Origin of the sequence: Paracoccus sp. (in: a-proteobacteria), assembly GCF_035556475.1 — a bacterium.
Lineage (GTDB): Bacteria > Pseudomonadota > Alphaproteobacteria > Rhodobacterales > Rhodobacteraceae > Paracoccus.
In genome coordinates this window covers 54,582-76,769 of the sequence record NZ_DATMFA010000110.1, presented here as the reverse complement: position 1 = coordinate 76,769, position 22,188 = coordinate 54,582, and the positions used below count along the sequence as shown (strand labels likewise).

General features: G+C 66.7%; 21 protein-coding genes and 2 tRNA genes. 12 read left to right on the top strand and 11 right to left on the bottom strand.

Annotated features, from left to right (window positions below; translation table 11 throughout):
• Nucleotides 1–39: 39 nt before the first annotated feature.
• The 6 genes from glp to VNQ78_RS15710 are packed head-to-tail and all read right to left on the bottom strand — an operon-like array spanning nt 40 to nt 4,759.
• A complete protein-coding gene (gene glp, locus VNQ78_RS15735; protein WP_325691451.1) occupies nt 40–1,212 on the bottom strand; it encodes a gephyrin-like molybdotransferase Glp in 1,173 nt (390 codons plus the stop codon).
• A gap of 8 nt (nt 1,213–1,220) precedes the next feature.
• The gene (gene moaC / locus VNQ78_RS15730; RefSeq protein ID WP_325691449.1) at nt 1,221–1,694 is read right to left on the bottom strand and encodes a cyclic pyranopterin monophosphate synthase MoaC; all 474 of its coding nucleotides are present in this window, start codon (nt 1,692–1,694) and stop codon (nt 1,221–1,223) included.
• Nucleotides 1,691–2,482, bottom strand: coding sequence for an indole-3-glycerol phosphate synthase TrpC (gene trpC / locus VNQ78_RS15725; protein ID WP_325691447.1), 792 nt, complete (start codon nt 2,480–2,482; stop codon nt 1,691–1,693). The genes moaC and trpC overlap by 4 nt, the downstream gene beginning before the upstream one ends.
• 8 nt (nt 2,483–2,490) lie before the next feature.
• A complete protein-coding gene (locus VNQ78_RS15720; protein ID WP_325691445.1) occupies nt 2,491–3,147 on the bottom strand; it encodes a uracil-DNA glycosylase in 657 nt (218 codons plus the stop codon).
• Nucleotides 3,144–4,172, bottom strand: coding sequence for an anthranilate phosphoribosyltransferase (gene trpD / locus VNQ78_RS15715; RefSeq protein ID WP_325691443.1), 1,029 nt, complete (start codon nt 4,170–4,172; stop codon nt 3,144–3,146). Before trpD ends, VNQ78_RS15720 begins: the two co-directional genes overlap by 4 nt.
• On the bottom strand, nt 4,169–4,759 hold the full coding sequence (locus VNQ78_RS15710) for an aminodeoxychorismate/anthranilate synthase component II (protein ID WP_325691441.1): 591 nt from the start codon (nt 4,757–4,759) through the stop codon (nt 4,169–4,171). Before VNQ78_RS15710 ends, trpD begins: the two co-directional genes overlap by 4 nt.
• 120 nt (nt 4,760–4,879) lie before the next feature.
• Here VNQ78_RS15710 and VNQ78_RS15705 point away from each other — a divergent pair, with 120 nt between their 5' ends.
• The 5 genes from VNQ78_RS15705 to VNQ78_RS15685 all read left to right on the top strand — a co-directional run bounded on the left by VNQ78_RS15705 (nt 4,880) and on the right by VNQ78_RS15685 (nt 11,515).
• Nucleotides 4,880–5,632 (top strand): hypothetical protein, encoded by a 753-nt coding sequence (locus VNQ78_RS15705; protein WP_325691439.1) that lies wholly within the window; start codon nt 4,880–4,882, stop codon nt 5,630–5,632.
• Nucleotides 5,633–5,637: 5 nt separating this feature from the next.
• Nucleotides 5,638–6,816 (top strand): aminotransferase, encoded by a 1,179-nt coding sequence (locus VNQ78_RS15700; RefSeq protein ID WP_325691612.1) that lies wholly within the window; start codon nt 5,638–5,640, stop codon nt 6,814–6,816.
• Nucleotides 6,817–6,932: 116 nt separating this feature from the next.
• Nucleotides 6,933–8,867, top strand: a complete 1,935-nt coding sequence (locus VNQ78_RS15695) for a peptidylprolyl isomerase (protein ID WP_325691437.1) — start codon at nt 6,933–6,935, stop codon at nt 8,865–8,867.
• A complete protein-coding gene (gene trpE / locus VNQ78_RS15690; protein ID WP_325691435.1) occupies nt 8,867–10,369 on the top strand; it encodes an anthranilate synthase component I in 1,503 nt (500 codons plus the stop codon). Before VNQ78_RS15695 ends, trpE begins: the two co-directional genes overlap by 1 nt.
• A gap of 84 nt (nt 10,370–10,453) precedes the next feature.
• Nucleotides 10,454–11,515 carry a trifunctional transcriptional activator/DNA repair protein Ada/methylated-DNA--[protein]-cysteine S-methyltransferase gene (locus VNQ78_RS15685; protein WP_325691433.1) on the top strand — a complete coding sequence of 354 codons (1,062 nt, stop codon included), beginning with the start codon at nt 10,454–10,456 and terminating at the stop codon, nt 11,513–11,515.
• A gap of 63 nt (nt 11,516–11,578) precedes the next feature.
• On the opposite strand, the gene gpt is transcribed toward VNQ78_RS15685, so the two are convergent.
• From gpt to fabI, 3 genes are read right to left on the bottom strand one after another with little or no spacing between them, the layout of a single operon-like run.
• Nucleotides 11,579–12,079, bottom strand: a complete 501-nt coding sequence (gene gpt, locus VNQ78_RS15680) for a xanthine phosphoribosyltransferase (RefSeq protein WP_325691431.1) — start codon at nt 12,077–12,079, stop codon at nt 11,579–11,581.
• 13 nt (nt 12,080–12,092) lie between these two features.
• A complete protein-coding gene (locus VNQ78_RS15675) occupies nt 12,093–12,695 on the bottom strand; it encodes a LysE family translocator (RefSeq protein WP_325691430.1) in 603 nt (200 codons plus the stop codon).
• A gap of 9 nt (nt 12,696–12,704) precedes the next feature.
• The gene (gene fabI / locus VNQ78_RS15670) at nt 12,705–13,532 is read right to left on the bottom strand and encodes an enoyl-ACP reductase FabI (RefSeq protein WP_325691429.1); all 828 of its coding nucleotides are present in this window, start codon (nt 13,530–13,532) and stop codon (nt 12,705–12,707) included.
• 82 nt (nt 13,533–13,614) lie between these two features.
• Here fabI and pdxH point away from each other — a divergent pair, with 82 nt between their 5' ends.
• The 4 genes from pdxH to VNQ78_RS15650 all read left to right on the top strand — a co-directional run bounded on the left by pdxH (nt 13,615) and on the right by VNQ78_RS15650 (nt 15,652).
• Nucleotides 13,615–14,277, top strand: a complete 663-nt coding sequence (pdxH, locus tag VNQ78_RS15665) for a pyridoxamine 5'-phosphate oxidase (RefSeq protein ID WP_325691428.1) — start codon at nt 13,615–13,617, stop codon at nt 14,275–14,277.
• A 142-nt stretch (nt 14,278–14,419) separates the two neighbouring features.
• Complete coding sequence (locus VNQ78_RS15660; RefSeq protein WP_325691426.1) at nt 14,420–15,013, top strand: cold shock domain-containing protein; 594 nt, start codon at nt 14,420–14,422, stop codon at nt 15,011–15,013.
• Nucleotides 15,010–15,516 carry a DUF192 domain-containing protein gene (locus tag VNQ78_RS15655; protein ID WP_325691424.1) on the top strand — a complete coding sequence of 169 codons (507 nt, stop codon included), beginning with the start codon at nt 15,010–15,012 and terminating at the stop codon, nt 15,514–15,516. The genes VNQ78_RS15660 and VNQ78_RS15655 overlap by 4 nt, the downstream gene beginning before the upstream one ends.
• 59 nt (nt 15,517–15,575) lie before the next feature.
• Nucleotides 15,576–15,652, top strand: a tRNA-Pro gene (locus VNQ78_RS15650).
• Nucleotides 15,653–15,691: 39 nt separating this feature from the next.
• On the opposite strand, the gene VNQ78_RS15645 is transcribed toward VNQ78_RS15650, so the two are convergent.
• Nucleotides 15,692–16,474, bottom strand: coding sequence for a Stf0 family sulfotransferase (locus tag VNQ78_RS15645; RefSeq protein ID WP_325691422.1), 783 nt, complete (start codon nt 16,472–16,474; stop codon nt 15,692–15,694).
• Between the two features lie 267 nt (nt 16,475–16,741).
• Here VNQ78_RS15645 and VNQ78_RS15640 point away from each other — a divergent pair, with 267 nt between their 5' ends.
• The 3 genes from VNQ78_RS15640 to VNQ78_RS15630 all read left to right on the top strand — a co-directional run bounded on the left by VNQ78_RS15640 (nt 16,742) and on the right by VNQ78_RS15630 (nt 21,920).
• Entirely contained in the window at nt 16,742–17,998 is a 1,257-nt protein-coding gene (locus tag VNQ78_RS15640) for an aspartate kinase (RefSeq protein WP_325691420.1), read from the top strand.
• Nucleotides 17,999–18,028: 30 nt separating this feature from the next.
• On the top strand, nt 18,029–20,272 hold the full coding sequence (ptsP, locus tag VNQ78_RS15635; RefSeq protein WP_325691418.1) for a phosphoenolpyruvate--protein phosphotransferase: 2,244 nt from the start codon (nt 18,029–18,031) through the stop codon (nt 20,270–20,272).
• Nucleotides 20,273–20,501: 229 nt separating this feature from the next.
• On the top strand, nt 20,502–21,920 hold the full coding sequence (locus tag VNQ78_RS15630) for an alkaline phosphatase D family protein (protein WP_325691416.1): 1,419 nt from the start codon (nt 20,502–20,504) through the stop codon (nt 21,918–21,920).
• Nucleotides 21,921–22,026: 106 nt separating this feature from the next.
• Here VNQ78_RS15630 and VNQ78_RS15625 read toward each other — a convergent pair.
• Nucleotides 22,027–22,103: transfer RNA gene (locus tag VNQ78_RS15625), tRNA-Arg, on the bottom strand.
• Nucleotides 22,104–22,188: the final 85 nt, after the last annotated feature.

The following is a 22,188-nucleotide window of genomic DNA, read 5'->3' as shown; positions in this document are numbered from 1 at the left end:
ATGACTAAGCCGATTCGCGTAAAGAATCGCTTAACCCTGTCAGAGCCGGATGAATGTCACCGGGTCGCCCGCCTTCCGCGCCGGGTCATGGGCGGGGCGGACCAGAAGCGCATCGGCCTCGGCCAGAATCCAGAGGCGGGCGCTGTCCTGATCGGTGAAGGGGTCGATCACCGGCCGGCCGTCCTCGATCCGCAGGCGGGCGCGCTGGTAATGCTGGCGGTCGCCCTCGGGCGGCAGGTCGCGCGCGAGGGTGGCGCGCTCGGTCGCGCCTTCCGCGGGCAGGCCCTGCATGGCGCGGATCAGGGGTTGCATGAAAAGCTTGGCGCAGACGATGGCCGAGACGGGGTTGCCCGGCAGGCCGAGCATCGCGGCGCCGTCGATCTGCCCGGCCATCAGCGGCTTTCCGGGGCGCATGGCGAGCTTGTAGAAGGACTGCTTCATCCCAAGTCCGGTCGCGACCTTGCCGATCAGGTCGTGGTCCCCGACCGAGGCGCCGCCGATCGTCACGATCAGGTCCGATCCCTCGGCCTCGATGAAGCGGGCGCGCAGGCTTTCCTCGGTGTCGCGGGCGAGGGGGAGAATCACCGCATCCGCCCCGGCCTCGCGCGCCATCGCGGCAATGGCGATGTCGTTCGAGCTGATGATCTGGCCGGCGGCGGGGCTGTCTCCGGGCCGGACCAGCTCGTCTCCGCCCGCCAGAACCGCGACGCGGGGACGGCGTGCGACGCTGATCCGCGCCACATTCATCGCCGCGATCAGCCCGAGGTCGGAGGCGCGCAGCGGGCGGCGCGGCATGAACTCGCGTCCCTCGGCGAAGTCGTTGCCCTTGCTGCGGATGTTCAGGTTCGCTCCCGCATCCGGCACCGTGACAAGGTCGTCCCGGCGTTCGGCATGTTCCTGCATCACCACCCGGTCATAGCCCGCAGGAACCGGCGCGCCGGTAAAGATGCGGATGCTGGTGCCGGGCGGCGTCTCTCCGGCAAAGGGCTGGCCCGCCGCCGCCGTGCCGATCACCCGCAGCGGTCCCGGCAGATCGGCCGAGCGCAGCGCATAGCCGTCCATGGCCGAGGCATCGAAGGGTGGCTGCGTCAGGCGCGCGATGACGGGCGCGGCCAGCACCCGGCCAAGCCCCTCGCCGACCGGGATCTCCTCGACCCCGGGCGCAGGGGCGAGAGCAAGGACGAGGGCATGGGCTTCTTCGACGCTGATCATGGTGGTCCTCAGGGTGCGGCGCGGAACTCGCCCGATTTGCCGCCGGTCTTGGAGAGCAGGCGGATGCCTTCGATGCGCATGTCCTTTTGCGCGGCCTTCAGCATGTCATAGACGGTGAGGCAGGCGGTCGACACGGCGGTCAGCGCCTCCATCTCGACCCCGGTTTTCCCGGCGGTGCGGACGGTCGCGGTGACGCGGATGCCGGGCAAAGACGGGTCGGGGACGAGGTCGACGGCGACCTTGGTGATCGGCAGCGGATGGCAAAGCGGGATCAGGTCCGAGGTGCGCTTGGCCCCCATGATCCCCGCCAGCCGCGCCACGCCCATCACATCGCCCTTGGCCGCGCCGCCCTGGGCCAAAGCCAGCGTCTCGGGCGACATGATCACGACGCCCTCGGCCATGGCCTCGCGCGCGGTCTCGGGCTTGTCCGAGACATCGACCATATGGGCCTGACCTTGGGCGTCGAAATGCGTCAGGCTCATCCCGCAAGGCCCAGGATGTCGCGCGTCGCGCCGGTCACGTCCTCGTGCCGCATCAGGCTTTCGCCGATCAGGAAGCGGTTCACCCCGGCATCGGCCATGCGGTTCAGGTCGGCGGCGGTGAACAGCCCGCTTTCGCAGACGACATCACGCCCCTCCGGCACCAGCGGCGCGAGGTCGAGGGTGGTCTGCAGGCTCAACTCGAAGGTTTTGAGGTTGCGGTTGTTGATCCCGACCAGCGGCGATTTCAGCCGCAGGGCGCGCTCAAGCTCCTCCCGGTTGTGGACCTCGATCAGGGCGTCCATGCCCCAGTGGAAGGCTGCATCCTCAAGCTCGGCGGCCAGCGTATCGTCGACCGAAGCCATGATGATCAGGATGCAATCGGCGCCCCATGCCCGCGCCTCGGCCACCTGATAGGTGTCATAGAGGAAATCCTTGCGCAGCGCCGGCAGGTTGCAGGCGGCACGCGCGGCGGTCAGGAACTCCGGTGCGCCCTGAAAGCTCGGGCCATCGGTCAGCACCGAAAGGCAGGCGGCGCCCCCGGCCTCATAGGCCCGCGCCAGCGCCGGCGGGTCGAAATCCGGGCGGATCAGACCCTTCGAGGGGCTGGCCTTCTTGATCTCGGCGATGAGCGCATGGCCGGTCGCGGCATGGCGGGTCAGGGCATCGGCAAAGCCGCGCGGCGTGTCGGCGGCGCGGGCCTCTGCCTCGACCCCGGAAAGCGGGCGGGCGGCCTTGGCGGCGGCGATTTCCTCGATCTTGTAGGCTTTGATGCGGTCAAGAATGTCCATGCGCGTTTCTACTCCGCAGCGGTTGTTTCGGAAAGGGCCCAGTCGATCGGGGCCTCGCCCCGCGCTGCGAGCCAGTCATTGACGCGGGAGAAGGGGCGCGAGCCGAAAAAGCCGCGCCGGGCCGAAAGGGGCGAGGGATGCGCGCTCTCGATCACCAGATCCTCGGCGCGGGGCAATCCGGCCAGCGCCTTCTGCCCATGCGCGCCCCAAAGGACGAAGGCCAGCGGACGCTCGGCCTGCGCGCGCCGGACGGCCTGTCGCGCCAGCCTGTCCCAGCCCCATTTCGCATGCACCCCGGCCTGTCCCGGCAGCACCGACAGCGAGGTGTTGAGCAGCAGTACACCCTGCCGCGCCCAATGGCTCAGGTCGCCATTCGGGGGCGACGCGCCGATATCATCCCGCATCTCGGCATAGATGTTCTTCAGCGAGCGCGGCAGCGCGGTTTCCGGCGTCACCGAAAAGGCGAGGCCGTTCGCATGTCCGGGCGTCGGGTAGGGATCCTGACCAAGGATTACCACCCGCGCCGCTTCGGGCGGCGTCAGCTCCAGCGCGGCAAAGACGCGCGCGGGACCGGGCAGCCAGTCCTGACCGTCAAGCCGGGCGGCGAGGGTGGGCCAGTCCTCGCTGAAAAAGGGCAGGTCGGCCCAGGAAGCGGGCAGGCTCATGCCTCGGGCGCGCCGACCCGTGCGGCAAGCTGGGCGAGCTTTTCGGCGGCCTTGCCGCTGTCGATCGACTCGCGCGCCATTTCGGCCCCCTCGCGCAGGTCAGCGGCCTTGCCCGCGATCACCAGCGCGGCCGCGGCATTCAGCAGCACCGCATCGCGATAGGCGCCCTTTTCGCCGCCCAGAAGCGCGCGCAGCGCGGCGGCGTTCTGCGCCGGCTCGCCCCCCAGCACGGATTCGAAGGGATGGACCGACAGCCCGGCATCCTCGGGCGAGATCTCGAACTCGGTCACGTCGCCGTCCTTCAGTTCCGCAACCCAGGTCGGACCCGCGATCGAGATCTCATCCGTTCCGTCCGAGCCGTGGACCAGCCATGCCCGGTCCGAGCCAAGCTCGCGCAGCGTCTCGGCCATGGGGCGGTTCCAGATCCGGTCGAAGGTGCCGGTCAGTTGCCGGCGAACCGCGCCGGGATTGGTCATCGGGCCGAGCAGGTTGAAGATGGTCCGCGTGCCAAGCTCGGTCCGGGCCGGGCCGACATGGCGCATCGCAGGATGGTGCATCGGCGCCATCATGAAGCAGATCCCGGTTTCGGCCAGCGCGGATTCGGCCATTTCCGGCGTGACCATGACGTTCAGGCCCAGATGGGTCATCGCATCGGCCGAGCCGGATTTCGAGGAAAGGTTGCGGTTGCCATGCTTGGCGACCGGCACGCCTGCGCCTGCGACGACAAAGGCCGTCGCGGTCGAGATGTTCAGCGTCCCCTTGCCGTCGCCGCCGGTGCCGACGATGTCGATTGCATCGTCGGGCGCCTTGATGCGGTTCATGCGGGCGCGCATGGCGCGGGTGGCGGCGGCCATCTCCTCGACCGTTTCGCCGCGCACGCGCATCGCCATCAGGAGGCCGCCGATCTGGGCGGGCGTTGCCGCGCCCTCGAACAGCGCGCCGAAGGCTGCCTCGGCCTCGGTTCCGGTCAGCGGGCGGGTTGCCGCGATTCCGATCAGCGGGCGGATATCCGACGGCGCGATCATGCCGCCGACTCCAGGTTCGAGCAGCGGCGCAGGAAGTTGCGGATCATCTCATGCCCGTATTCCGAGGCGATGCTTTCGGGATGGAACTGCACCCCTTCGACCGGCAGGGTCTTGTGTGCCAGCCCCATGATGGTGCCGTCCGGGGCGGTCGCGGTCACGCGCAGGCAGTCGGGCAGGCTCTCGGGCTCGACTGTCAGCGAGTGATAGCGCGTCGCCGTCAGAGGCGAGGGCAGGCCGGTAAAGACCCCGGTGCCGTCATGGCTGATCGCGTCGGTCTTGCCGTGAACGATCCGGTCCGCGCGCACCACCTTGCCGCCGAAGGCCTCGCCGATGGCCTGATGGCCAAGGCAGACCCCGAACAACGGCAAGTCGCGTTCCGCCGCCGCCTTGATCAGCGGGACGATGATCCCGGCCTGTGCCGGATCGCAGGGACCGGGAGAGATCAGGATCCCCTGCGCACCCATGCCAAGGGCTTCCTCGACCGTCAGCGCATCGTTGCGCCAGACCCGGACATCCGCACCGGCTTCGCCCATGTAATGGACGAGGTTCCAAGTGAAGCTGTCGTAATTGTCGATGAGCAGGATCATGGCTTGGGCCTTGCATTGGGGGGTGAACCCCGGAAAATCTGCGGCTATAGATGGTGCAAAGCCGGCGGCAGGGTCAACCCCGCGGGCAATAAAAACAGGGGCGGACGGGGCGGATCGCGTATGGCGAGAGGATTTGCGACGGGGCTGTTTCAGGGGGCGCTTCTCTCGGGCGCCGGGCTGGTCGTCCTGTCGCTGGCCCTGCCGCAGCCGCCCGGACCCGCGCCGGAGGCACTGGTCGAGGCCCCCGCCATTGCCGGTGGCCCCACTCCCCGACCCGCACAGCCCGAGATGCCCGCGTCTTTGCCCGCGTCCTCCGCCGACATTGCCCCGGCCAGTTCCGAACCGCCCCGATCCTCGTCCGATCCCGCTCCGCCCCCGGTCAGCCAGCCTGCCGCGGAGGCGCGGGCACCCGGTTTGCCCGAAACACCGCCTCTGGCCGAGGAGCCGGTCATTCCTGCAGGATCCGAGTTCGCGCGCGGTTCCGATACCGCGCCGCCCAGACCCGAACCGATGGCAGCGGTTGCCCCGCGTGAGGCCGAAGCCCCTGCGGTTTCGTCGCCCGCGGGTGAAATCTCACCGATTTCGGCAGGCCCGATCCCGATGCCCGAGGCGGGCGGTGCGGCGCCTGCCGCGCCTCTGATGCCCGCGCCCGCGCCCGATGCGGTGGACCTGCCGACGCCGGCCGGGAACGCGCCCAGCCCGACAGCCCCAGCGGCCTTTGCCTTGCCCGGTCCCGACCCGCTGCCGGCGCAGCCGGCGGCCGCCATCGACGAAGCGCCAGCCCCGGCCGAGGCGCCCCTGCCGTCGACTTCCGGTTTCGACCTTTCCACCCCGCCCGATTTCGGCGCGCTGCGCCTGACCGAGCCGAACTGAGTGAAATCATGCTGCCGTTGAACCCCGCCCTTGCCGCCACCTTTCGCCCGCCCGTCATGGAGGCGCGGCGCTGGCTTGATGGCGTGACCTTCGCGCCCGACCGCCCGCTGATCAACGTGAGCCAGGCCGCGCCCGTCGATCCGCCGCCCGAACCGCTGCGCCGCGCGATGGCGGATGCGGCGCTGAACCAGCCGGACGCGCATTTCTATGGCCCCGTCCTTGGCCGGGGCGAGTTGCGCGAGGCGGTGGCGCGGGACTGGAGCCGCGCCTATGGCGGCAGCATCCGCGCGGGTCAGGTCGCGATTACCCAAGGCTGCAATCAGGCCTTTTGCGCCGCCATCCAGACGCTGGCCGGCGCGGGGGATGAGATCATCCTGCCGCTGCCGTGGTATTTCAACCACAAGATGTGGCTCGACATGCAGGGCATCCGCACGGCCGGGCTGCATTGCGGGCAGGGCATGATCCCCGACGTGGCCGAGGCGGCGCGGCTCATCTCCGACCGCACCCGCGCCATCGTACTGGTCAGCCCGAACAACCCCTCGGGCGCGGAATACCCGGCCGAGACGCTGCGGGCGTTCTTCGAGCTTGCACGGTCGCGTGGCCTCGCGCTGATCGTGGACGAGACCTATCGCGATTTCGACTCGCGCTCGGGCGCGCCGCATGGGCTTTTTGCCGATCCCGACTGGGGCGATACGCTGATCCACCTCTACAGCTTCTCGAAGGCCTACCGCCTGACCGGCCACCGCATCGGTGCCTTGATCGCGAGCGAGGCGCGCATGGTCGAGGTCGAGAAATTCCTCGACACCGTCGCCATCTGCGCCAGCCAGATCGGCCAGATCGGCGCGGCCTGGGGGATGGAGAACCTCGGCGACTGGCTGGCCGGCGAAAGGGCCGAGATCCTGAACCGCCGCCGCGCCATGGCCGAGGGCATGGCCGCGCTTGAGGGCTGGAAGGTCAAGGGCTGCGGCGCCTATTTCGCCTGGGTCGAGCATCCGTTCGACCTGCCCTCGCCCGAGCTTGCCAAGCGGCTGGTGCGCGAGGCGGGGGTCTTGCTGCTGCCCGGCACCATGTTCATGCCCGAGGGCGATGCCGAGGGCGCGCGCCATGTCCGCATCGCCTTCGCCAATGCCGACGCGGCGGGGATCGGCACGCTGATGCAGCGTCTGGCCGGGTTCCGCGCCTAGCACCGCCCGCGCGTTTGTGAGGAAGGGTCGCGGCCCCCCGGAGGGTTGCGGCACTTGCCGACGGGGTTTTCGCACCCTAAAGACTGCAGGGACGAAAAAAGGGGCAGGACAGGCTAATGCGCGGCAAGGGCAAATCGACCATCGTCTGGTTGCTGATGGGGATGCTGGTCCTGGGACTTGGCGGCTTCGGCGTCACCAATTTCTCTGGCGGCACGGCGGATATCGGATCGGTCGGGAATGTCGAGGTTTCCTCGCAGGATTATGCGCGCAGCCTCAAGGCCGAGATGCAGGATTTCGCGGCCCGGACCGGTCGCCAGCTGACCCCGGCCGAGGCCCGTGCGATCGGTCTCGATCAGGCGGCGCTGTCGCGGCTGATGGTTTCGGCCGCGCTTGAGGACGAATCCAACCGCCTCGGCATCTCGGTCGGCGACAAGGCCGTGGCCGAGCAGATCACCAATGCCGCCGCCTTCAAGGGGCTGGATGGCAGGTTCGACCGCGCGCGCTATGCCGACACGCTGAACCGCGAGGGCATCCGCGAGGCCGATTTCGAACATGACCTGCGCATGGACGAGGCGCGGCTGATCCTGCAGCGCGCCACCCTTGCGGGCGTGACCGCCCCGGCTGCGGTGTCGGACCGGACATTGGGCTGGCTGCTCGAGACGCGGGACATCCATTGGCAGGAACTGACCGCCGCCGATCTGCCCGCACCGATCGCGGCCCCCGATGACGCCACACTGGAAGCCTGGCACAAGGCGAACGAGGCGCGCTTCACCTCGCCCGAGACCCGCAAGATCACCTATGTCTGGCTGACCCCCGAGATGCTGGAGAAGGATGTCGAGGTCGATGAGCAAGCCCTGCGCGACCTCTACCAGAGCCGCATCGACGAATATCAGCAGCCCGAGCGCCGCATGGTCGAGCGTCTGGTCTTCCCGACCGTCGCCGCCGCCGAGGCCGCAAAGGCCCGCATCGAAAAAGGCGAGGTGAACTTTGAACAACTCGCCGCCGAGCGCGGGCTGACGCTCTCCGACGTGGATCTTGGCGAAGTGACGAAGGCCCAGCTTGGCGCGGCCGGCGATGCGGTCTTTGCGCTTGAGCAGCCCGGCGTCGCGGGACCGGCCAGCAGCGATCTGGGGCCTGCGCTTTTCGCCATGAACGCGATCCTCGAGCCGGTCAATGTCCCCTTCGAGGCCGCGCGCGACGACCTGCGGGTCGAGGCGGCGATCGACCGCGCGCGCCGCCAGATCGACGAGCAGACCGGCAGCATCTCGGACCTGATCGCGGGCGGCTCCACGCTGGAGGAACTGGCCAAGGAGGCCGGGATGCGGCTTGGCCAGATCGACTGGACCGGGGCCGAGGAAGCCTCGCCGAACAGCATTACCGCCTATCCCGAATTCCGCCAGAAGGCCGCCGAGATCGCCCAGTCCGATTTCCCCGAGGTCATGACCTTCGAGGATGGCGGCATCTTCGCGATGCGCCTTGACGAGATCCGGCCGCCGGCGCTGATCCCCTTCGCCGAGGTGCGCGAGCGCGTGCTGGAGGACTGGACCCAGAACGAGACGATGCGCCAGCTGATCGCGCTGGCCGAGGAGCGCAAGATGGCGACCGAGGCCGCGGCAGAGCCGGTGCCCGCCGCCCCCGCGGCAACCGCGCCCGTCGCACAGGCCGTCGGCGCCGTTCCCGCGGCCACCGCGCCGGCGGTTTCGCCGGTCGATGCCCCCGACAAGGGCCAGCCCGTGACCGCGCTGAGCCGTGGCGGCTTCATCAACGGCGTCCCGCAGGATGTCGTGAGCCGCGCCTTTGAAATCCGCGATCCGGGCATGACCGAGGTTGTCGATGCCGAGGGCCGGGTGTTCCTCGTCACGCTGGATCAGGTCCATACCGCCGAAACGGACGGACCCGATGCCGCCCAGATGCGCGACGGTATCCAGAACCGGCTGGGCGATTCCCTGCGCCAGGACGTGTTCGAATATTTCACCCGCGCGATCCAGACCCGCAGCGGCGTGACCGTGAACCAGACCGCCGTTGATGCGGTCAATGCACAGATGCAATGATGGACATCTCTCCCGATTTTCCCGAATTCGAACGCGGCTGGGCCAAGGGGCGCAACCAGCTTCTGACCATCCGCCTTGCCGCCGATCTCGACACGCCGGTCAGCCTGATGCTGAAGCTGGCCGAGGCCGCGCCGAACAGCTTCATGCTGGAAAGCGTGACCGGGGGCGAGGTGCGTGGCCGCTTCTCCTTCGTCGGGATGAAGCCGGACCTGATCTGGGATTGCCGCGAGGGCAAGGCGCGGATCAACCGGAACGCCCGCTATTCGGAGGAGTTCGAGGCTGATGGGCGTCCCGCCCTCGAAAGCCTGCGCGCGCTGATCGCGGAAAGCCGCATCGACATGCCAGACGGCGTGCCTGCGGGCGCGGCGGGGCTGTTCGGCTATCTCGGCTATGACATGATCCGGCTGGTCGAGCGCCTGCCGAACGTCAATCCCGACACGCTGGATCTGCCCGACGCGGTGATGATGCGTCCCTCGGTCGTGGCCGTGCTGGACGGGGTCAAGGGCGAGGTGCTGCTTTGCGCGCCCGCCTGGCATCAGGAGGGGCTGCCCGCCCGCGCAGCCTATGCCCAGACCGCCGAGCGCCTGATGGAGGCGCTGCGCTCGCTCGACCGGCAGCCTTCCGAACCGCGCGCGCTTGGACATGACCTGAAAGTCGGCGAGTTGCGCTCGAACTTCTCGAAGGAGGCTTATCTCGCCGCCGTCGAGAAGGCGAAGGATTATATCCGCGCGGGCGACATCTTCCAGGTCGTGCCCTCGCAACGCTGGGCGATGGATTTCCCGCTGCCGCCCTTCTCGCTCTATCGCAGTTTGCGCCGCACCAACCCGTCGCCCTTCATGTTCTATCTGAACTTCGGCGGCTTCCAGATCGTCGGCGCCAGTCCCGAGATCCTCGTTCGTCTGCGCGGCGGCGAGGTGACGGTGCGCCCGATCGCCGGCACCCGCCCGCGTGGTGCCACGCCCGAGGAGGACAATGCGCTTGAGGCCGACCTCCTCGGCGACGAGAAGGAGCGGGCCGAGCATCTGATGCTCCTCGACCTCGGCCGCAACGATGTCGGTCGCGTCGCCCGCATGGGCACGGTGAAGCCGACCGAGCAGTTCATCGTCGAACGCTACAGCCACGTCATGCACATCGTCTCGAACGTGGTGGGCGAGTTGCGCGAGGGCGAGGATGCGCTTTCCGCCCTGCTGGCCGGGATGCCCGCAGGCACCGTTTCGGGCGCGCCCAAGGTCCGCGCGATGGAGATCATCGACGAACTGGAGCCGGAGAAGCGCGGCGTCTATGCCGGCGGCGTCGGCTATTTCGCCGCCAATGGCGAGATGGACATGTGCATCGCCTTGCGCACGGGGGTCATCAAGGACCAGACCCTCTATATCCAGGCGGGCGGCGGCGTCGTCTATGACAGCGACCCCGAGGCTGAGTTCGTCGAGACCGAGAACAAGAGCCGGGCGCTGAAACGGGCGGCGGAGGAAGCGGCACGGTTCGTCAGGGGGAACGGGTAGGGTCTTGGTGCCTGTCGTGGAAAAAACGAAATAGGCGCCCGAAAACCGGCGTCATCGGGTCTCGAGCCGGAGTAGAGATCCTCCATGCTGTTTGATCTTCCCGACTTCCATACCCTCTATTCCGCCCTGCTTGCCCGCGACGGGCGCTATGACGGGCAGGCCTATGTCTGTGTTGCTTCGACCGGGGTGTTCTGCCGCCTGACCTGTCCGGCCAGAAAACCCAGGGCCGAGAACTGCACCTTCTTCGCCACAATCGGCGAATGTATCGAGGTGGGCTATCGCCCCTGCCTGCGCTGCCATCCGCTCCGGGCAGCGGCAACCGCCGATCCGGTGATCGCGGCGCTTCTGGCCGCGCTGGACGAGAGGCCCGGCCTGCGCTGGTCCGAGGGGCATGTCGAGCAGTTGGGCTTCGATCCCTCGACCGTCCGCCGCAGTTTCAAGCGGCATTTCGGCATGACCTTTCTGGAAATGGCCCGGCAGCGCCGCCTGCGCGAGGGGTTCGAGTCGCTGGCGATGGGCGAAAAGGTGATCACCGCCCAGCACGAGGCGGGCTTCGATTCCCCCAGCGCCTTTCGGGCCGCCTTCGCCAGACTTTTGGGTTGCGCGCCATCGGACCTGCGCGCGGACCGCCTCTTGCGGGCGACATGGATTCCGTCACCCTTGGGCGACATGATCGCGGTCAGCAGCCGCAGCCATCTGCATCTGCTGGAGTTTCTTGACCGCAAGGCCCTGCCGGCTGAATTGAAACGCCTGCAGGCTGCCTCGCGCGAGGCGATCGGGATCGGCTCCTTCGCCCCTTCGGATCAGGCGGCGGCCGAGCTTTCCGATTATTTCGCGGCGCGGTCGGGCAGGTTCCAGACTCCGCTGGCCCTCGCCGGAAGCCCGTTCACATGCGAGGTCTGGGAGGCGCTGCGCGAAATCCCGGCGGGAGAGACGCGCAGCTATTCCGATATTGCGCGGCGCATCGGCAGGCCGACGGCCGCGCGCGCCGTGGCGCGGGCCAATGGCGCGAACCAGATCGCGCTGATGGTCCCCTGCCACCGCGTCCTTGGCGCCGACGGGTCGCTGACCGGCTATGGCGGCGGTCTGTGGCGGAAACAGCGGTTGATCGAAATCGAGCGCCAGCTCAGGGATGGAACGCCGTAGGCGGCGCTTCCCTCGGCGTGAAGCCGGCGCGGGATGCCTGAGGGCAACCGCGCCGCGTATCCCTCAATCCTCGCCGCGATAGGGCTGGACGTATTGCAGCGCCATGTCCCAGGGGAAGAAGATCCAGGTATCCTGGCTCACCTCGGTCACATAGGTCTGGACCATCGGGCGGCCCTTGGGCTTGGCATAGACGGTGGCGAAATGCGCCTTGGGGTAAAGCTTGCGCACATGCTCCAGCGTGCGGCCGGAATCGACCAGATCGTCGATGACAAGGATACCGTCGCCGTCGCCCATCAGGTCATGGTCCGGCGCCTTCAGGACCTGGATTTCGCCCTGTCCGGCCTCGGCGCCCACGCCCTTGTAGGATTTGACCGAGATCGTGTCGATCGTGCGCACGTCAAGCTCACGCGCGACGATCATCGCGGGGACCAGCCCGCCACGGGTGATCGCAAGGATCGCGCGCCATTCCCGGCCATCCAGACGCCATGCCAGCGCGCGCGCGTCGCGATGCATCTGGTCCCAACTGATGTGGAAGCCGCGTTCATGCGGTAGCCGGTCGTTCATTCCTTCGATCCTTTCAGTGCTTGACGATCAACATGAGGCCCAGCAGCGCCATGGCAGTGGCTGCGGTCCGGTCGATCCAGAATTTCGCGCCAAAATAGCGCCTGCGCATGGCCCCTGTCGACATCAGAACGGCGATCAGCGCATACCAGAAAAGCTCGGTCGCAAGACAGATCGCATAGATCAAGGCCTGACGCTGCGGCGCCATCGGCGCGGGAAAGACCGAGAGGATCAGCGCGGCGTAGAAAAGCGCGGGCTTGGGGTTCGAGAGGTTCAGCGCGATGCCGCCGAAGAACCCCTTGGAGGAACCCTTGGCCGCATCGGGCAGAGGGTCGGTCGATGCCCGCCACAAACCCCATGCGAACCACCACAGATAGAGGCCGCCGAAGATCTTCATCGCCGCGAAAAGCTGGGGATGCAGCCTGAAGACGACCGCCAGTCCCAGCAGCGCGAAGATGCACCAGAGCGACGCCCCGGTCGCCAGCCCCAGCGCATAGGGCAGGGCGCGCTGTCGGCCATGGGCGAAGGCTGTCTGCACCGTCGCGATCATGGCCGGGCCGGGCGCCAGGATCGCCAGCGTAAGCGCCGAGACAAGCGCGATGACCTGTTCGGCGCTCATGGCCGGGGATCAGTCCTTCTTGACCGTCGAGATGTCGGGCGCGTCCACCGCCTTCATGCCGACGACATGATAGCCGGCATCGACGTGATGCGTCTCTCCGGTCACGCCCGAGCCGAGGTCCGACAGCAGATACAACGCCGACTTGCCGACCTCGTCCTGCGTCACGTTGCGGCGCAGGGGCGAGTTCAACTCGTTCCATTTCAGGATATAGCGGAAATCGCCGATGCCGGATGCAGCCAGCGTCTTGATCGGACCGGCCGAGATGGCGTTCACGCGGATGCCGTCCTTGCCCAGATCCTCGGCCAGATAGCGCACCGATGCCTCCAGCGCGGCCTTGGCGACGCCCATCACGTTGTAATGCGGCATGACGCGCTCGGCGCCGTAATAGGTCAGCGTGACGATCGAGCCGCCATTCGGCATCATCGCGGCGGCCCGGCGGGCGACGGCGGTGAAGGAATAGACCGAGATGTCCATCGTCATCAGGAAGTTGTCGCGCGTCGTATCGGCATAGCGCCCGCGCAGCTGGTCCTTGTCCGAGAAGCCGATCGCATGGACGATGAAGTCGATGCTGTCCCAGCGCTCGGCCACGGTGGCGAAGAGGCCGTCGATGGAAGCCTCGTCCGAAACGTCGCATTCGGCCAGCAGGTCCGAGCCCAGTTGCGCGGCCAGCGGCTCGACCCGCTTCTTCAGGGCATCGCCCTGATAGGAGAAGGCCAGCTCGGCCCCCTGATCGGCGAGCGCCTTGGCGATGCCCCATGCAATCGACTTGTCGTTCGCGAGACCCATGATGAGGCCGCGACGCCCCTTCATCAGCCCCATACCGGCTTGACTTGACATGATGCTGCCCCTCGCGCTTCTTCGGTTCCGGCAGGATTAAGACAACTGCAAAGAGGCATCAAGTGTCAGCGAGGACCAGCGCATGACGGACCGCACAGGAATATTCGCGGGAGATGATCCCTTCGACATCGCGCGGGCCTGGCTGGCCGAGGCGGCGAAGACCGAGCCGAACGATGCCAATGCCATCGCGCTGGCCACCGTCGATCCGGCCGGACTGCCCGATGTCCGCATGGTGCTGCTGAAGGATATCGAGGGGCAGGGCGACGACGGCTCCTTTGTCTTCTACACCAATTTCGAGAGCGCCAAGGGGCAGCAGATCGAGGCCACGGGCGTCGCTTCCTTCGTGATGCACTGGAAATCGCTGCGCCGGCAGATCCGGGTCCGCGGCCATGTTTCGCATGTCGAGGCGGAGGTGGCGGATGATTATTATGCCTCGCGCGCGCTGCAGTCGCGCATCGGCGCATGGGCCTCGCGGCAGAGCCGGCCGCTGGAAAGCCGGGCCGCGCTGATGGCCGAGGTGGCGCGGCAGGGAATCAATCTTGGGTTGCGACCTGCCCGGCCCCCCCATTGGGGAGGTTACAGGATTCGGCCGGTCCAGATCGAGTTCTGGGCGGATGGAGCCTTTCGCCTGCATGACCGCTTCCAGTGGTTGAAACGGGATTATGCCAACGAAAGCGGCAACATAATCGGCGGATCTCCGTCGGTCGGGGAAACTTTATGGACCGTCCGGCGTCTTAGCCCTTGATGCGGAAGATGCTTTTATTCATGGTATGGAAAGCCTGACCTAATTTCCGTCGGTCCGTTCAGTTCATCCCTGCGTTGTCAAGGACGGGACCAAGCGGCCGGGGCTGGAGGTCGGGGTTTCGTCTATTGGGTATGTGAGCGAAATGACTGATAACGACGATCAGCTGCGTGAAGTCGCCGGGATCGTGAAATGGTTTGACGGCAGCAAGGGGTTCGGTTTTCTGACTGATCCCGATGGTGGCTCCGACATCCTGCTCCATGCCAATGTGCTGCGCAATTTCGGTCAAAGCTCGGTCGCCGAGGGCGCGCGCGTGCGCGCCATGGTGCAGCGGACCCCGCGCGGCATCCAGGCGGTCGAGATTCTGGAGATCGATGCTCCCGCGAGCGAGCCGATGCCGGCCATTGCCGATCTCTGCTCTGCCACGCCGGAGGAGGTTGCGAAGCTTCCCCTGCTTCCCGCCCGGGTCAAATGGTTCGACAAGGCCAAGGGCTTCGGCTTTGCAAATATCTTCGAACAGAAGGCGGATGTCTTCCTGCATGTCGAGGTATTGCGCCATTCGGGGTTCTCGGACCTCGCCGTGGGCGAGGCGATCGCCCTCCGGGTGGTCGATGGCCGCAGGGGGCTGATGGCCGCACAGGTTCTCTCATGGGAAAAAGCAGCGTCAGAGGCGCGTGGGCTACAACCGGGGGGAGCGGCCGCGCTCGCTAAACTGCGGCTGGTTGCGGGCGCGGTATGAAATGGCAGGCCGCAGCTGTTGTTCTGATCTTCACGACCACTAATTCCCTATTCGCCGCCACCCCCGCTGCGGATGTGACCTGCTCGGAGGGGAGCGCATTGTTCCTTGACGGCGAGAAGACCGTTCAGGTGACGGTCGAAATTGCCGATGACGCCGAGGAGCGCGCGCGCGGCCTGATGTTCCGAAAGAATCTGCCCGAGGGCCATGGGATGCTGTTCATCTATGAGCAGCCCCAGCCCGTCGGTTTCTGGATGCGCAATACGCTGATCCCCCTCGATATGGTTTTCATCGACCAGCGGGGCGAGGTCCGGCACATCCATCCGATGGCGCGCCCGCTGGACGAGACGCCGATTCCCGGCGCGGCCGTGGGCGACCCCTCACCGGACCGCCTCATGGTGCTGGAGGTCGCGGGGGGCGAGGCTCAGCGGTTGGGTCTGCACCCCGGCATGGTGCTGGCCCATCCCCGCCTGCCGCAAGAGGACGCGGCGGTGCGCTGCAACTAGCGCGGATGTCGGATTTCCCCTTTCCCCGGCGCGATCAAGCGGCTAGATAGCCCGAGGTTCGGGGCGTAGCGCAGCCTGGTAGCGCGACGGTTTTGGGTACCGTAGGCCGGAGGTTCGAATCCTCTCGCCCCGACCAGCACTCCCATCGGTTGACGGATCCCGGGGCGCGCCCGCGCTAGGCAAGCGTTGTCATTGGCAACCGCTCCTCCGGCACCTCCGACAGCCAGGCTTCGCGCCATTCTTCATTGATGCTGGCCGACTGCTTCTGGGTTCGGGCCGGCTCGAAAGCCTGCTGGGGTTCCTGCGGTCTTGCGTCCAGACGTGCGAGGATTCGGGTCATCAGGCCGGGGCGGATGATCGGATCGACCAGATCCTCGAAGGCGATGCGCAGGACCGGCAAATTCTGTTTCGACAGAAAGATGCTCCAGTAATTGTTTTCGGCGCGCAGATTGTTCAGGCATCGCGCGATGGCGTCATAATCATATCTCGGTTCCGCCTTTCGGGGCGCGCCGGAAATCCATTGGCCGGTCTGGGCCGCGATCGTATATGAAATCGCCTGACCGAGTATGTCGCGGCGATAGATCCAGAGCACCGTGCGAAGATCCCCGAGAACCTCGATTCCATGGTTCTTGCGGAACGGGAAGAACTGGTGCCAATGGGCCTTGAGCCCGAACCACCCCGTCGCTCCGGTCCGGTGCCGGATCACCTCGCGCAGCGCAGCCTGCGGGTCGTCGGTCCCGAAGCGGTGCATCCACAGCTTGAGGTTTCCGTGATGGAGGTATTCCAGCGGCACCCCGAAGGGCCCCGCATCCTTCAGCAGGTGCCCCAGCATGTGGCTGCCGGACCGGGCCGTCGAGGCGATGAGATAGGTGCGCGTCGGACCATCATGGGCGGGCAGATCCATCTCGGGGGAGAACTGCTGAGGATAGGGGCTGTTTTTTTCGTAAATCGTCTGCATCGTCCGGCCGGAATCTGGGAGAATGTGGTTCAGCTTAGAGGGCATGCGCGAGGTCGCAAGGATTCATCCGCCTTCCCCGGCAGCCAATCGCCGGCAGAACATTCCGACGGCGGCGCGCTCTTGTCAGGATATGTGGTCTTAGCTGTCCAAACCCGGCGCGGATCCGTCTCCTCTGCAATCTCGGGACAATTCCTTTCGGCCCTTGCCCTTTCCCGGCGCGCCCCATAGAAGCGCCCCCTGAAATCCTGTGGCTGCTGGGGGCAATATATGCCGCTTCTGGTAATGAAATTCGGCGGCACCTCGGTGGCCGACCTGACCCGCATCAAGAACGCTGCGACGAAGGTCAAGCGCGAGGTCGAGCGCGGCTATGACGTCATCGTCATCGTCAGCGCCATGTCCGGCAAGACCAACGAGCTGGTGGGCTGGGTCGAGGCGACCTCGCCCCTGTTCGATGCGCGCGAATATGATGCTGTCGTCGCCTCGGGCGAGAATGTGACGGCCGGCCTGATGGCCCTGACCCTGCAGGAGATGGATGTCCCCGCACGCAGCTGGCAGGGCTGGCAGGTGCCGATCAACACCACCTCGCAGCATTCCTCGGCGCGCTTCGTCGATATTCCGCGCCAGAATATCGACCAGAAATTTGCCGAGGGCATGAAGGTCGCCGTGGTTGCGGGCTTCCAGGGCATCTCGCCCGAGGGGCGCATCACCACGCTGGGCCGGGGCGGTTCGGACACCACCGCCGTCGCCTTCGCCGCCGCCTTCGGGGCCGAGCGCTGCGACATCTATACCGATGTGGACGGGGTCTATACCACCGATCCGCGCATCACCTCGAAAGCGCGCAAGCTTGACAAGATCGCCTTCGAGGAAATGCTGGAACTGGCCAGCCTGGGCGCCAAGGTTCTCCAGACCCGCTCGGTCGAGCTGGCCATGCGCTACAAGGTCCGCCTGCGGGTGCTGTCGTCCTTTGAGGATACGGACGAAACCAGCGGCACTCTGATCTGCGATGAGGATGAAATCATGGAATCGAAAGTCGTCAGCGGCATCGCCTCTTCCCGCGAAGAAGCCAAGATCACCCTGGTCACGGTCGAGGACAAGCCCGGGATTTCCGCTGCGATCTTCGCGCCTCTGGCCGATGCCGGCGTGAACGTGGACATGATCGTCCAGAACATCTCGGAAAAAGACTATGACGATCACCCCGGCAACGTGACGGACATGACCTTCTCGTGCCCGGTCAATCAGGTCGCCCGCGCCAAGAAGGCGATGGAGGAGGCCAAGGCCGCCGGTCAGATCGCCTATGACGACCTGGTCGTCGATACCGAGGTCGCCAAGGTTTCGGTCGTGGGCATCGGTATGCGCAGCCATGCCGGCGTCGCCGCGCATATGTTCAAGGCGCTCGCTGATGAGAACATCAACATCAAGGTGATCTCCACCAGCGAGATCAAGATTTCGGTGCTGATCGACCGCAAGTATATGGAACTCGCGGTTCAGGCACTGCATGATGCCTTCGAACTGGAACAGGCCTGAGCCGGCGCTCGGGCCGTGATCGGAGGATCCGTGCCCGAACGCAAGGACAGCGACTCGCGCAAGCTTCTGCTGAGGCTGCGCGAGATATTGGCGGCACCGGGGGGCGGGCAGGACCGTCTGGACCGGATCACTCATCACATCGCGGATTCGATGCGGACGCAGGTTTGCTCGATCTATCTGTTTCGCGATTCAGAGACGCTTGAACTCTGCTCGACCGAGGGGCTGAAGCCCGAATCCGTCCACCGCACCCGCCTTCGCCTTGGCGAAGGGCTGGTCGGGCGGGTGGCGCGCTATGGCCGGCCGATCAACACCGCCGACGCGCCGTCCGAACCGGGTTTCCGCTATATGCCCGAAACGGGCGAGGAGGTCTTTTCCAGCTTCCTCGGCGTGCCGATCCAGCGCGTCGGCGAAAAGGTCGGCGTCCTTGTCGTCCAGTCCCGCGATGCCCGGCTTTTTTCCGAAGATGAGGTCTATGGCCTCGAGGTCGTGGCCATGGTGCTGGCCGAGATGGCCGAGCTGGGCGCCTTCGTCGGCACGCAATCGGACAGCATGCCGCTGCGCCACCGCTTTCCGGTGCTGTTCCGTGGCGGCACCGGGCAGGAGGGCGCGGCCGAGGGGCGGGTCTGGCTGCACGAGCCGCGCGTCGTGGTGACGAACCCGGTCGCCGAGGATCCGCAGAAGGAAAAGGCCCGGCTGGGCGAGGCCGTGGCGATGCTGCGCGTCACCGTCGACTCGCTGCTGGCCGGAAATCAGATGGGGCCGGGCGAAAGCACCGAGGTGCTGGAAACCTATCGCATGTTCGCCCATTCCCGAAGCTGGCTGCGCCGGATGGAGGAGGCCATCGATCTTGGCCTGTCGGCCGAAGCGGCGGTCGAGAAAGAGCAGAGCCAGGCCCGGGCGCGGCTGGAAAGCGCCGCCGACCCCTATCTGCGCGACCGCCTGCATGATCTCGATGACCTGTCGAACCGGTTGCTGCGCATCCTGACCGGGCAGGGCAGGGATACCGGGGCAGAGATGCCCGAGAACCCGATTCTCGTCGCCCGCAATATCGGCCCGGCCGAATTGCTGGATTATGGCCGCAAGCTGCGGGGCGTCGTGCTGGAGGAAGGGTCGGTCGGCAGCCATGCCGCGATCGTGGCCCGCGCCCTGTCGATCCCGCTGGTCATCCATGCCGACCGCATCACATCAGAGGCGCTGAACGGCGATCAGATCCTTGTCGACGGGGACATGGGCGTTGTGCATCTGCGCCCCGAGGAGAGCATCGTCGGCGCCTTCCGGGACAAGGTGGCGATGCAGGCCGAGGCGCAGCAGCGCTATGCGGGCCTGCGCGACCTGCCGGCGACGGCAGGCTGCGGGACGACGATCCAGCTTTACATGAATGCCGGGCTGATGGCCGATCTGCCCAGCCTCGAAAGCTCGGGTGCCGAAGGGGTCGGGCTGTTTCGGACCGAGCTTCAGTTCCTCGCCCGCACCAGGGTGCCAAGGCGGGGCGAGCTTGCGGCGCTTTATACCCGCGTCCTTGACAGCGCGCAGGGCAAGCCGGTGATGTTCCGCACGCTGGATATCGGCTCGGACAAGGTGCTGCCCTATATGAAGCCGCAGGACGAGCCGAATCCGGCCATGGGCTGGCGCGCGATCCGCGTCGGCCTCGACAAGCGGGGCGTGCTCAGGATGCAGCTTCAGGCGCTGATCCGCGCCTCGGCGGGGCGTCCGCTGCATGTGATGTTTCCCTTCATCACCGAGATGGGCGAGTTCGAGGAAGCCCATCGCCTGCTGATGGAGCAGGTCGCGCGCGAACAGCGCCTTGGTCACCCCATGCCGACCGATGTGCGGGTGGGGGCGATGCTCGAGACACCTTCGCTGGCCTTCGCGCCGAAGAAATTCTTCGAGATGTGCGATTTCATCTCGGTCGGCGGGAATGACCTGAAGCAATTCTTCTTCGCCGCCGACCGCGAGAACGAGCGCGTGCGCCGCCGCTACGATTCGCTCAACACCACCTTCATCAGCCTGCTCGAACAGATCCTGCTGCGCTGCAACGAGGCGCGCGTCCCGGTCTCGTTCTGCGGCGAGGATGCCGGGCGACCGATAGAGGCGGTGACCTTCGCCGCCCTCGGCTTCCGGCGGCTCTCGATGCGTCCGGCCTCGATCGGACCGGTCAAGCACCTGATCCGGCGCGTCGACCTGAACGAGTTGAAGGGCGTCATCGACGAGGCGCGCGAGCAGGGGGAAACGAACCTGCGCCACCGCATCACCGATTGGCTCGCCCGTCAGTGAGGCGGCGCAAAGGGGCGTCCGGCGGCGGGCGTGCCCTTGACCCCGCCGCCATTCGATAGGCCGGCAGGGCGGAAAACCGCAGGTTTGCGGCTGGCCCCGAACGGATGAGCCTGCTTTGCGGGCAATGGCCCCACTCGTATTCACTAGGCCGTGTGTCCGCCCCCAAGGCCGGTTGCGCGGGTCGCTGCCGGATGAGATGCAGGCGGGATTCGCAACGGACAAGGATGACATGACCGCCCCAGCAAGGCCGATCGGGCCGATCCTGTTTCTGGACCAGCTCGACGATGCCGCGGTCCATCTGGCTGCCCTGTTCATTGCACCCGTCGATGCGCAATTGCCTCCGATCCTGACCGACGGGGGCGAGGTGCCGGTGCAGCCGCTGGCCGAATATCGCGCGGCGACGGTGTTCCGCGCGCGGTTCACCCTGCCGCATGATGCCAAGGCCTATCGCTGGAACGGCGAGACCTATCCGGTCTCGGTCAACCTCACCGGCGATGCGCGACTGGCCTATGTCTCCTGCAATGGCGAGGAGGTCGGCGATCTGGACCGCGAGGGGTCCGAGCGCAACGTGATGTGGGCGCGCCTGTGCCGGGAGCATGAGCGCGCGCCCTTCGCCTTGCTGCTGCATGGCGGGGATCAGGTCTATGCCGACGAGGTGACGCACGGCCATCCCCTGACCGAGCGTTGGCCCGATCACATCCCCGACACGCCCGCGGACCTGTCGGGGCTGCGCGAGCATCTGCGCGAACAGTTCCTGAGCCGCTATGCCGCGCTCTATGCCTCGCCGGATTTCGCCCGGCTTGCCGCGCGGGTGCCATCGGTGATGCAATGGGACGATCACGACATTTGCGACGGCTGGGGCTCGTTGCCGCGTTCGGCCACGGATTCGCCCATCGGACAGGCGCTTTTCGCCAGCGCGCGCGAGGCTTTCCTGATCTTTCAGGCCGCCACGATCGAGGGCGACCTGCCGCCGCGCTTTGCCGATCCGCAGGGCGGCCATCTGGGATGGACGCTCCGCGCGCCGGGGCTGCGCCTTCTGGCGCCCGACCTGCGATCCGAACGCACGCGCAAGCGGATCATGGGGCCGGGAGGCTGGGCGATGATGGATGCGCAGCCGCCATTGGCCGCGGACGAGCGCTGCATCATCCTGTCCAGCGTGCCCCTGCTGGGGCCGCGCCTGTCGCTTCTGGAGACGCTGATGATGGCCGTGCCCCGGATGCAGCGATACGAGGACGATCTGCGCGACCAGTGGCAGAGCCATTCCCATCGCGAGGAATGGAAGCGGATCCTGAACCTGATGGTCGAACTGGGCCGGTCGGGCCGGAACGTGATCGCCGTCTCGGGAGAGATCCATCTCGCGACTCGGGCCACCATGCCGCTGGGGGAAGGGGTCACGCTTCACCAGCTGGTCGCCTCGGGCATCGCGCATCGCCCGCCGCCCCGGTCATGGGCGCGGTTTCTGGGCGCGCTCTCGACGCTGGGCGAGGGGCCGCTGCCGGACCGCCAGATCAGGATCGAGCGCATCCCCGGACAGGCCGGACGCTATGTGGCGCAGCGGAACTACCTGACGCTCGCCCGCCGGGGCGACGACTGGCTGGCAAGCTGGGAGCTGGAGGAGAGCGGGACTTCCCCGGCGCTGACGCTTTGACCCGACCAGTCGTATAAGGTTGAGAGGAGGGGCCCGGGGCTCTGCAAACGACGAAAGCCCTCCAAGGGGAGGCTCTTTCATTGTCACATATCTTCAAAGAGATAAATGGCGGACCCGGAGCGATTCGAACGCCCGACCCCCAGATTCGTAGTCTGGTGCTCTATCCAGCTGAGCTACGGGTCCGCTGTGAGCCGGTGATTTAGAGACAGGCGCGGGGGGGTGCAAGGCCAAAAATGAAGAATTTCGGATATTCGCATGAAAAACTTTT

Excerpts from the sequence above, each read along its gene's own strand:
- glp (WP_325691451.1), bottom strand. The coding sequence starts at position 1,212 with ATGATCAGCGTCGAAGAAGCCCATGCCCTCGTCCTTGCTCTCGCCCCT.
- moaC (WP_325691449.1), bottom strand. The coding sequence starts at position 1,694 with ATGAGCCTGACGCATTTCGACGCCCAAGGTCAGGCCCATATGGTCGAT.
- trpC (WP_325691447.1), bottom strand. The coding sequence starts at position 2,482 with ATGGACATTCTTGACCGCATCAAAGCCTACAAGATCGAGGAAATCGCC.
- VNQ78_RS15720 (WP_325691445.1), bottom strand. The coding sequence starts at position 3,147 with ATGAGCCTGCCCGCTTCCTGGGCCGACCTGCCCTTTTTCAGCGAGGAC.
- trpD (WP_325691443.1), bottom strand. The coding sequence starts at position 4,172 with ATGATCGCGCCGTCGGATATCCGCCCGCTGATCGGAATCGCGGCAACC.
- VNQ78_RS15710 (WP_325691441.1), bottom strand. The coding sequence starts at position 4,759 with ATGATCCTGCTCATCGACAATTACGACAGCTTCACTTGGAACCTCGTC.
- VNQ78_RS15705 (WP_325691439.1), top strand. The coding sequence starts at position 4,880 with ATGGCGAGAGGATTTGCGACGGGGCTGTTTCAGGGGGCGCTTCTCTCG.
- VNQ78_RS15695 (WP_325691437.1), top strand. The coding sequence starts at position 6,933 with ATGCGCGGCAAGGGCAAATCGACCATCGTCTGGTTGCTGATGGGGATG.
- trpE (WP_325691435.1), top strand. The coding sequence starts at position 8,867 with ATGGACATCTCTCCCGATTTTCCCGAATTCGAACGCGGCTGGGCCAAG.
- VNQ78_RS15685 (WP_325691433.1), top strand. The coding sequence starts at position 10,454 with ATGCTGTTTGATCTTCCCGACTTCCATACCCTCTATTCCGCCCTGCTT.
- gpt (WP_325691431.1), bottom strand. The coding sequence starts at position 12,079 with ATGAACGACCGGCTACCGCATGAACGCGGCTTCCACATCAGTTGGGAC.
- VNQ78_RS15675 (WP_325691430.1), bottom strand. The coding sequence starts at position 12,695 with ATGAGCGCCGAACAGGTCATCGCGCTTGTCTCGGCGCTTACGCTGGCG.
- fabI (WP_325691429.1), bottom strand. The coding sequence starts at position 13,532 with ATGTCAAGTCAAGCCGGTATGGGGCTGATGAAGGGGCGTCGCGGCCTC.
- pdxH (WP_325691428.1), top strand. The coding sequence starts at position 13,615 with ATGACGGACCGCACAGGAATATTCGCGGGAGATGATCCCTTCGACATC.
- VNQ78_RS15660 (WP_325691426.1), top strand. The coding sequence starts at position 14,420 with ATGACTGATAACGACGATCAGCTGCGTGAAGTCGCCGGGATCGTGAAA.
- VNQ78_RS15655 (WP_325691424.1), top strand. The coding sequence starts at position 15,010 with ATGAAATGGCAGGCCGCAGCTGTTGTTCTGATCTTCACGACCACTAAT.
- VNQ78_RS15645 (WP_325691422.1), bottom strand. The coding sequence starts at position 16,474 with ATGCAGACGATTTACGAAAAAAACAGCCCCTATCCTCAGCAGTTCTCC.
- VNQ78_RS15640 (WP_325691420.1), top strand. The coding sequence starts at position 16,742 with ATGCCGCTTCTGGTAATGAAATTCGGCGGCACCTCGGTGGCCGACCTG.
- VNQ78_RS15630 (WP_325691416.1), top strand. The coding sequence starts at position 20,502 with ATGACCGCCCCAGCAAGGCCGATCGGGCCGATCCTGTTTCTGGACCAG.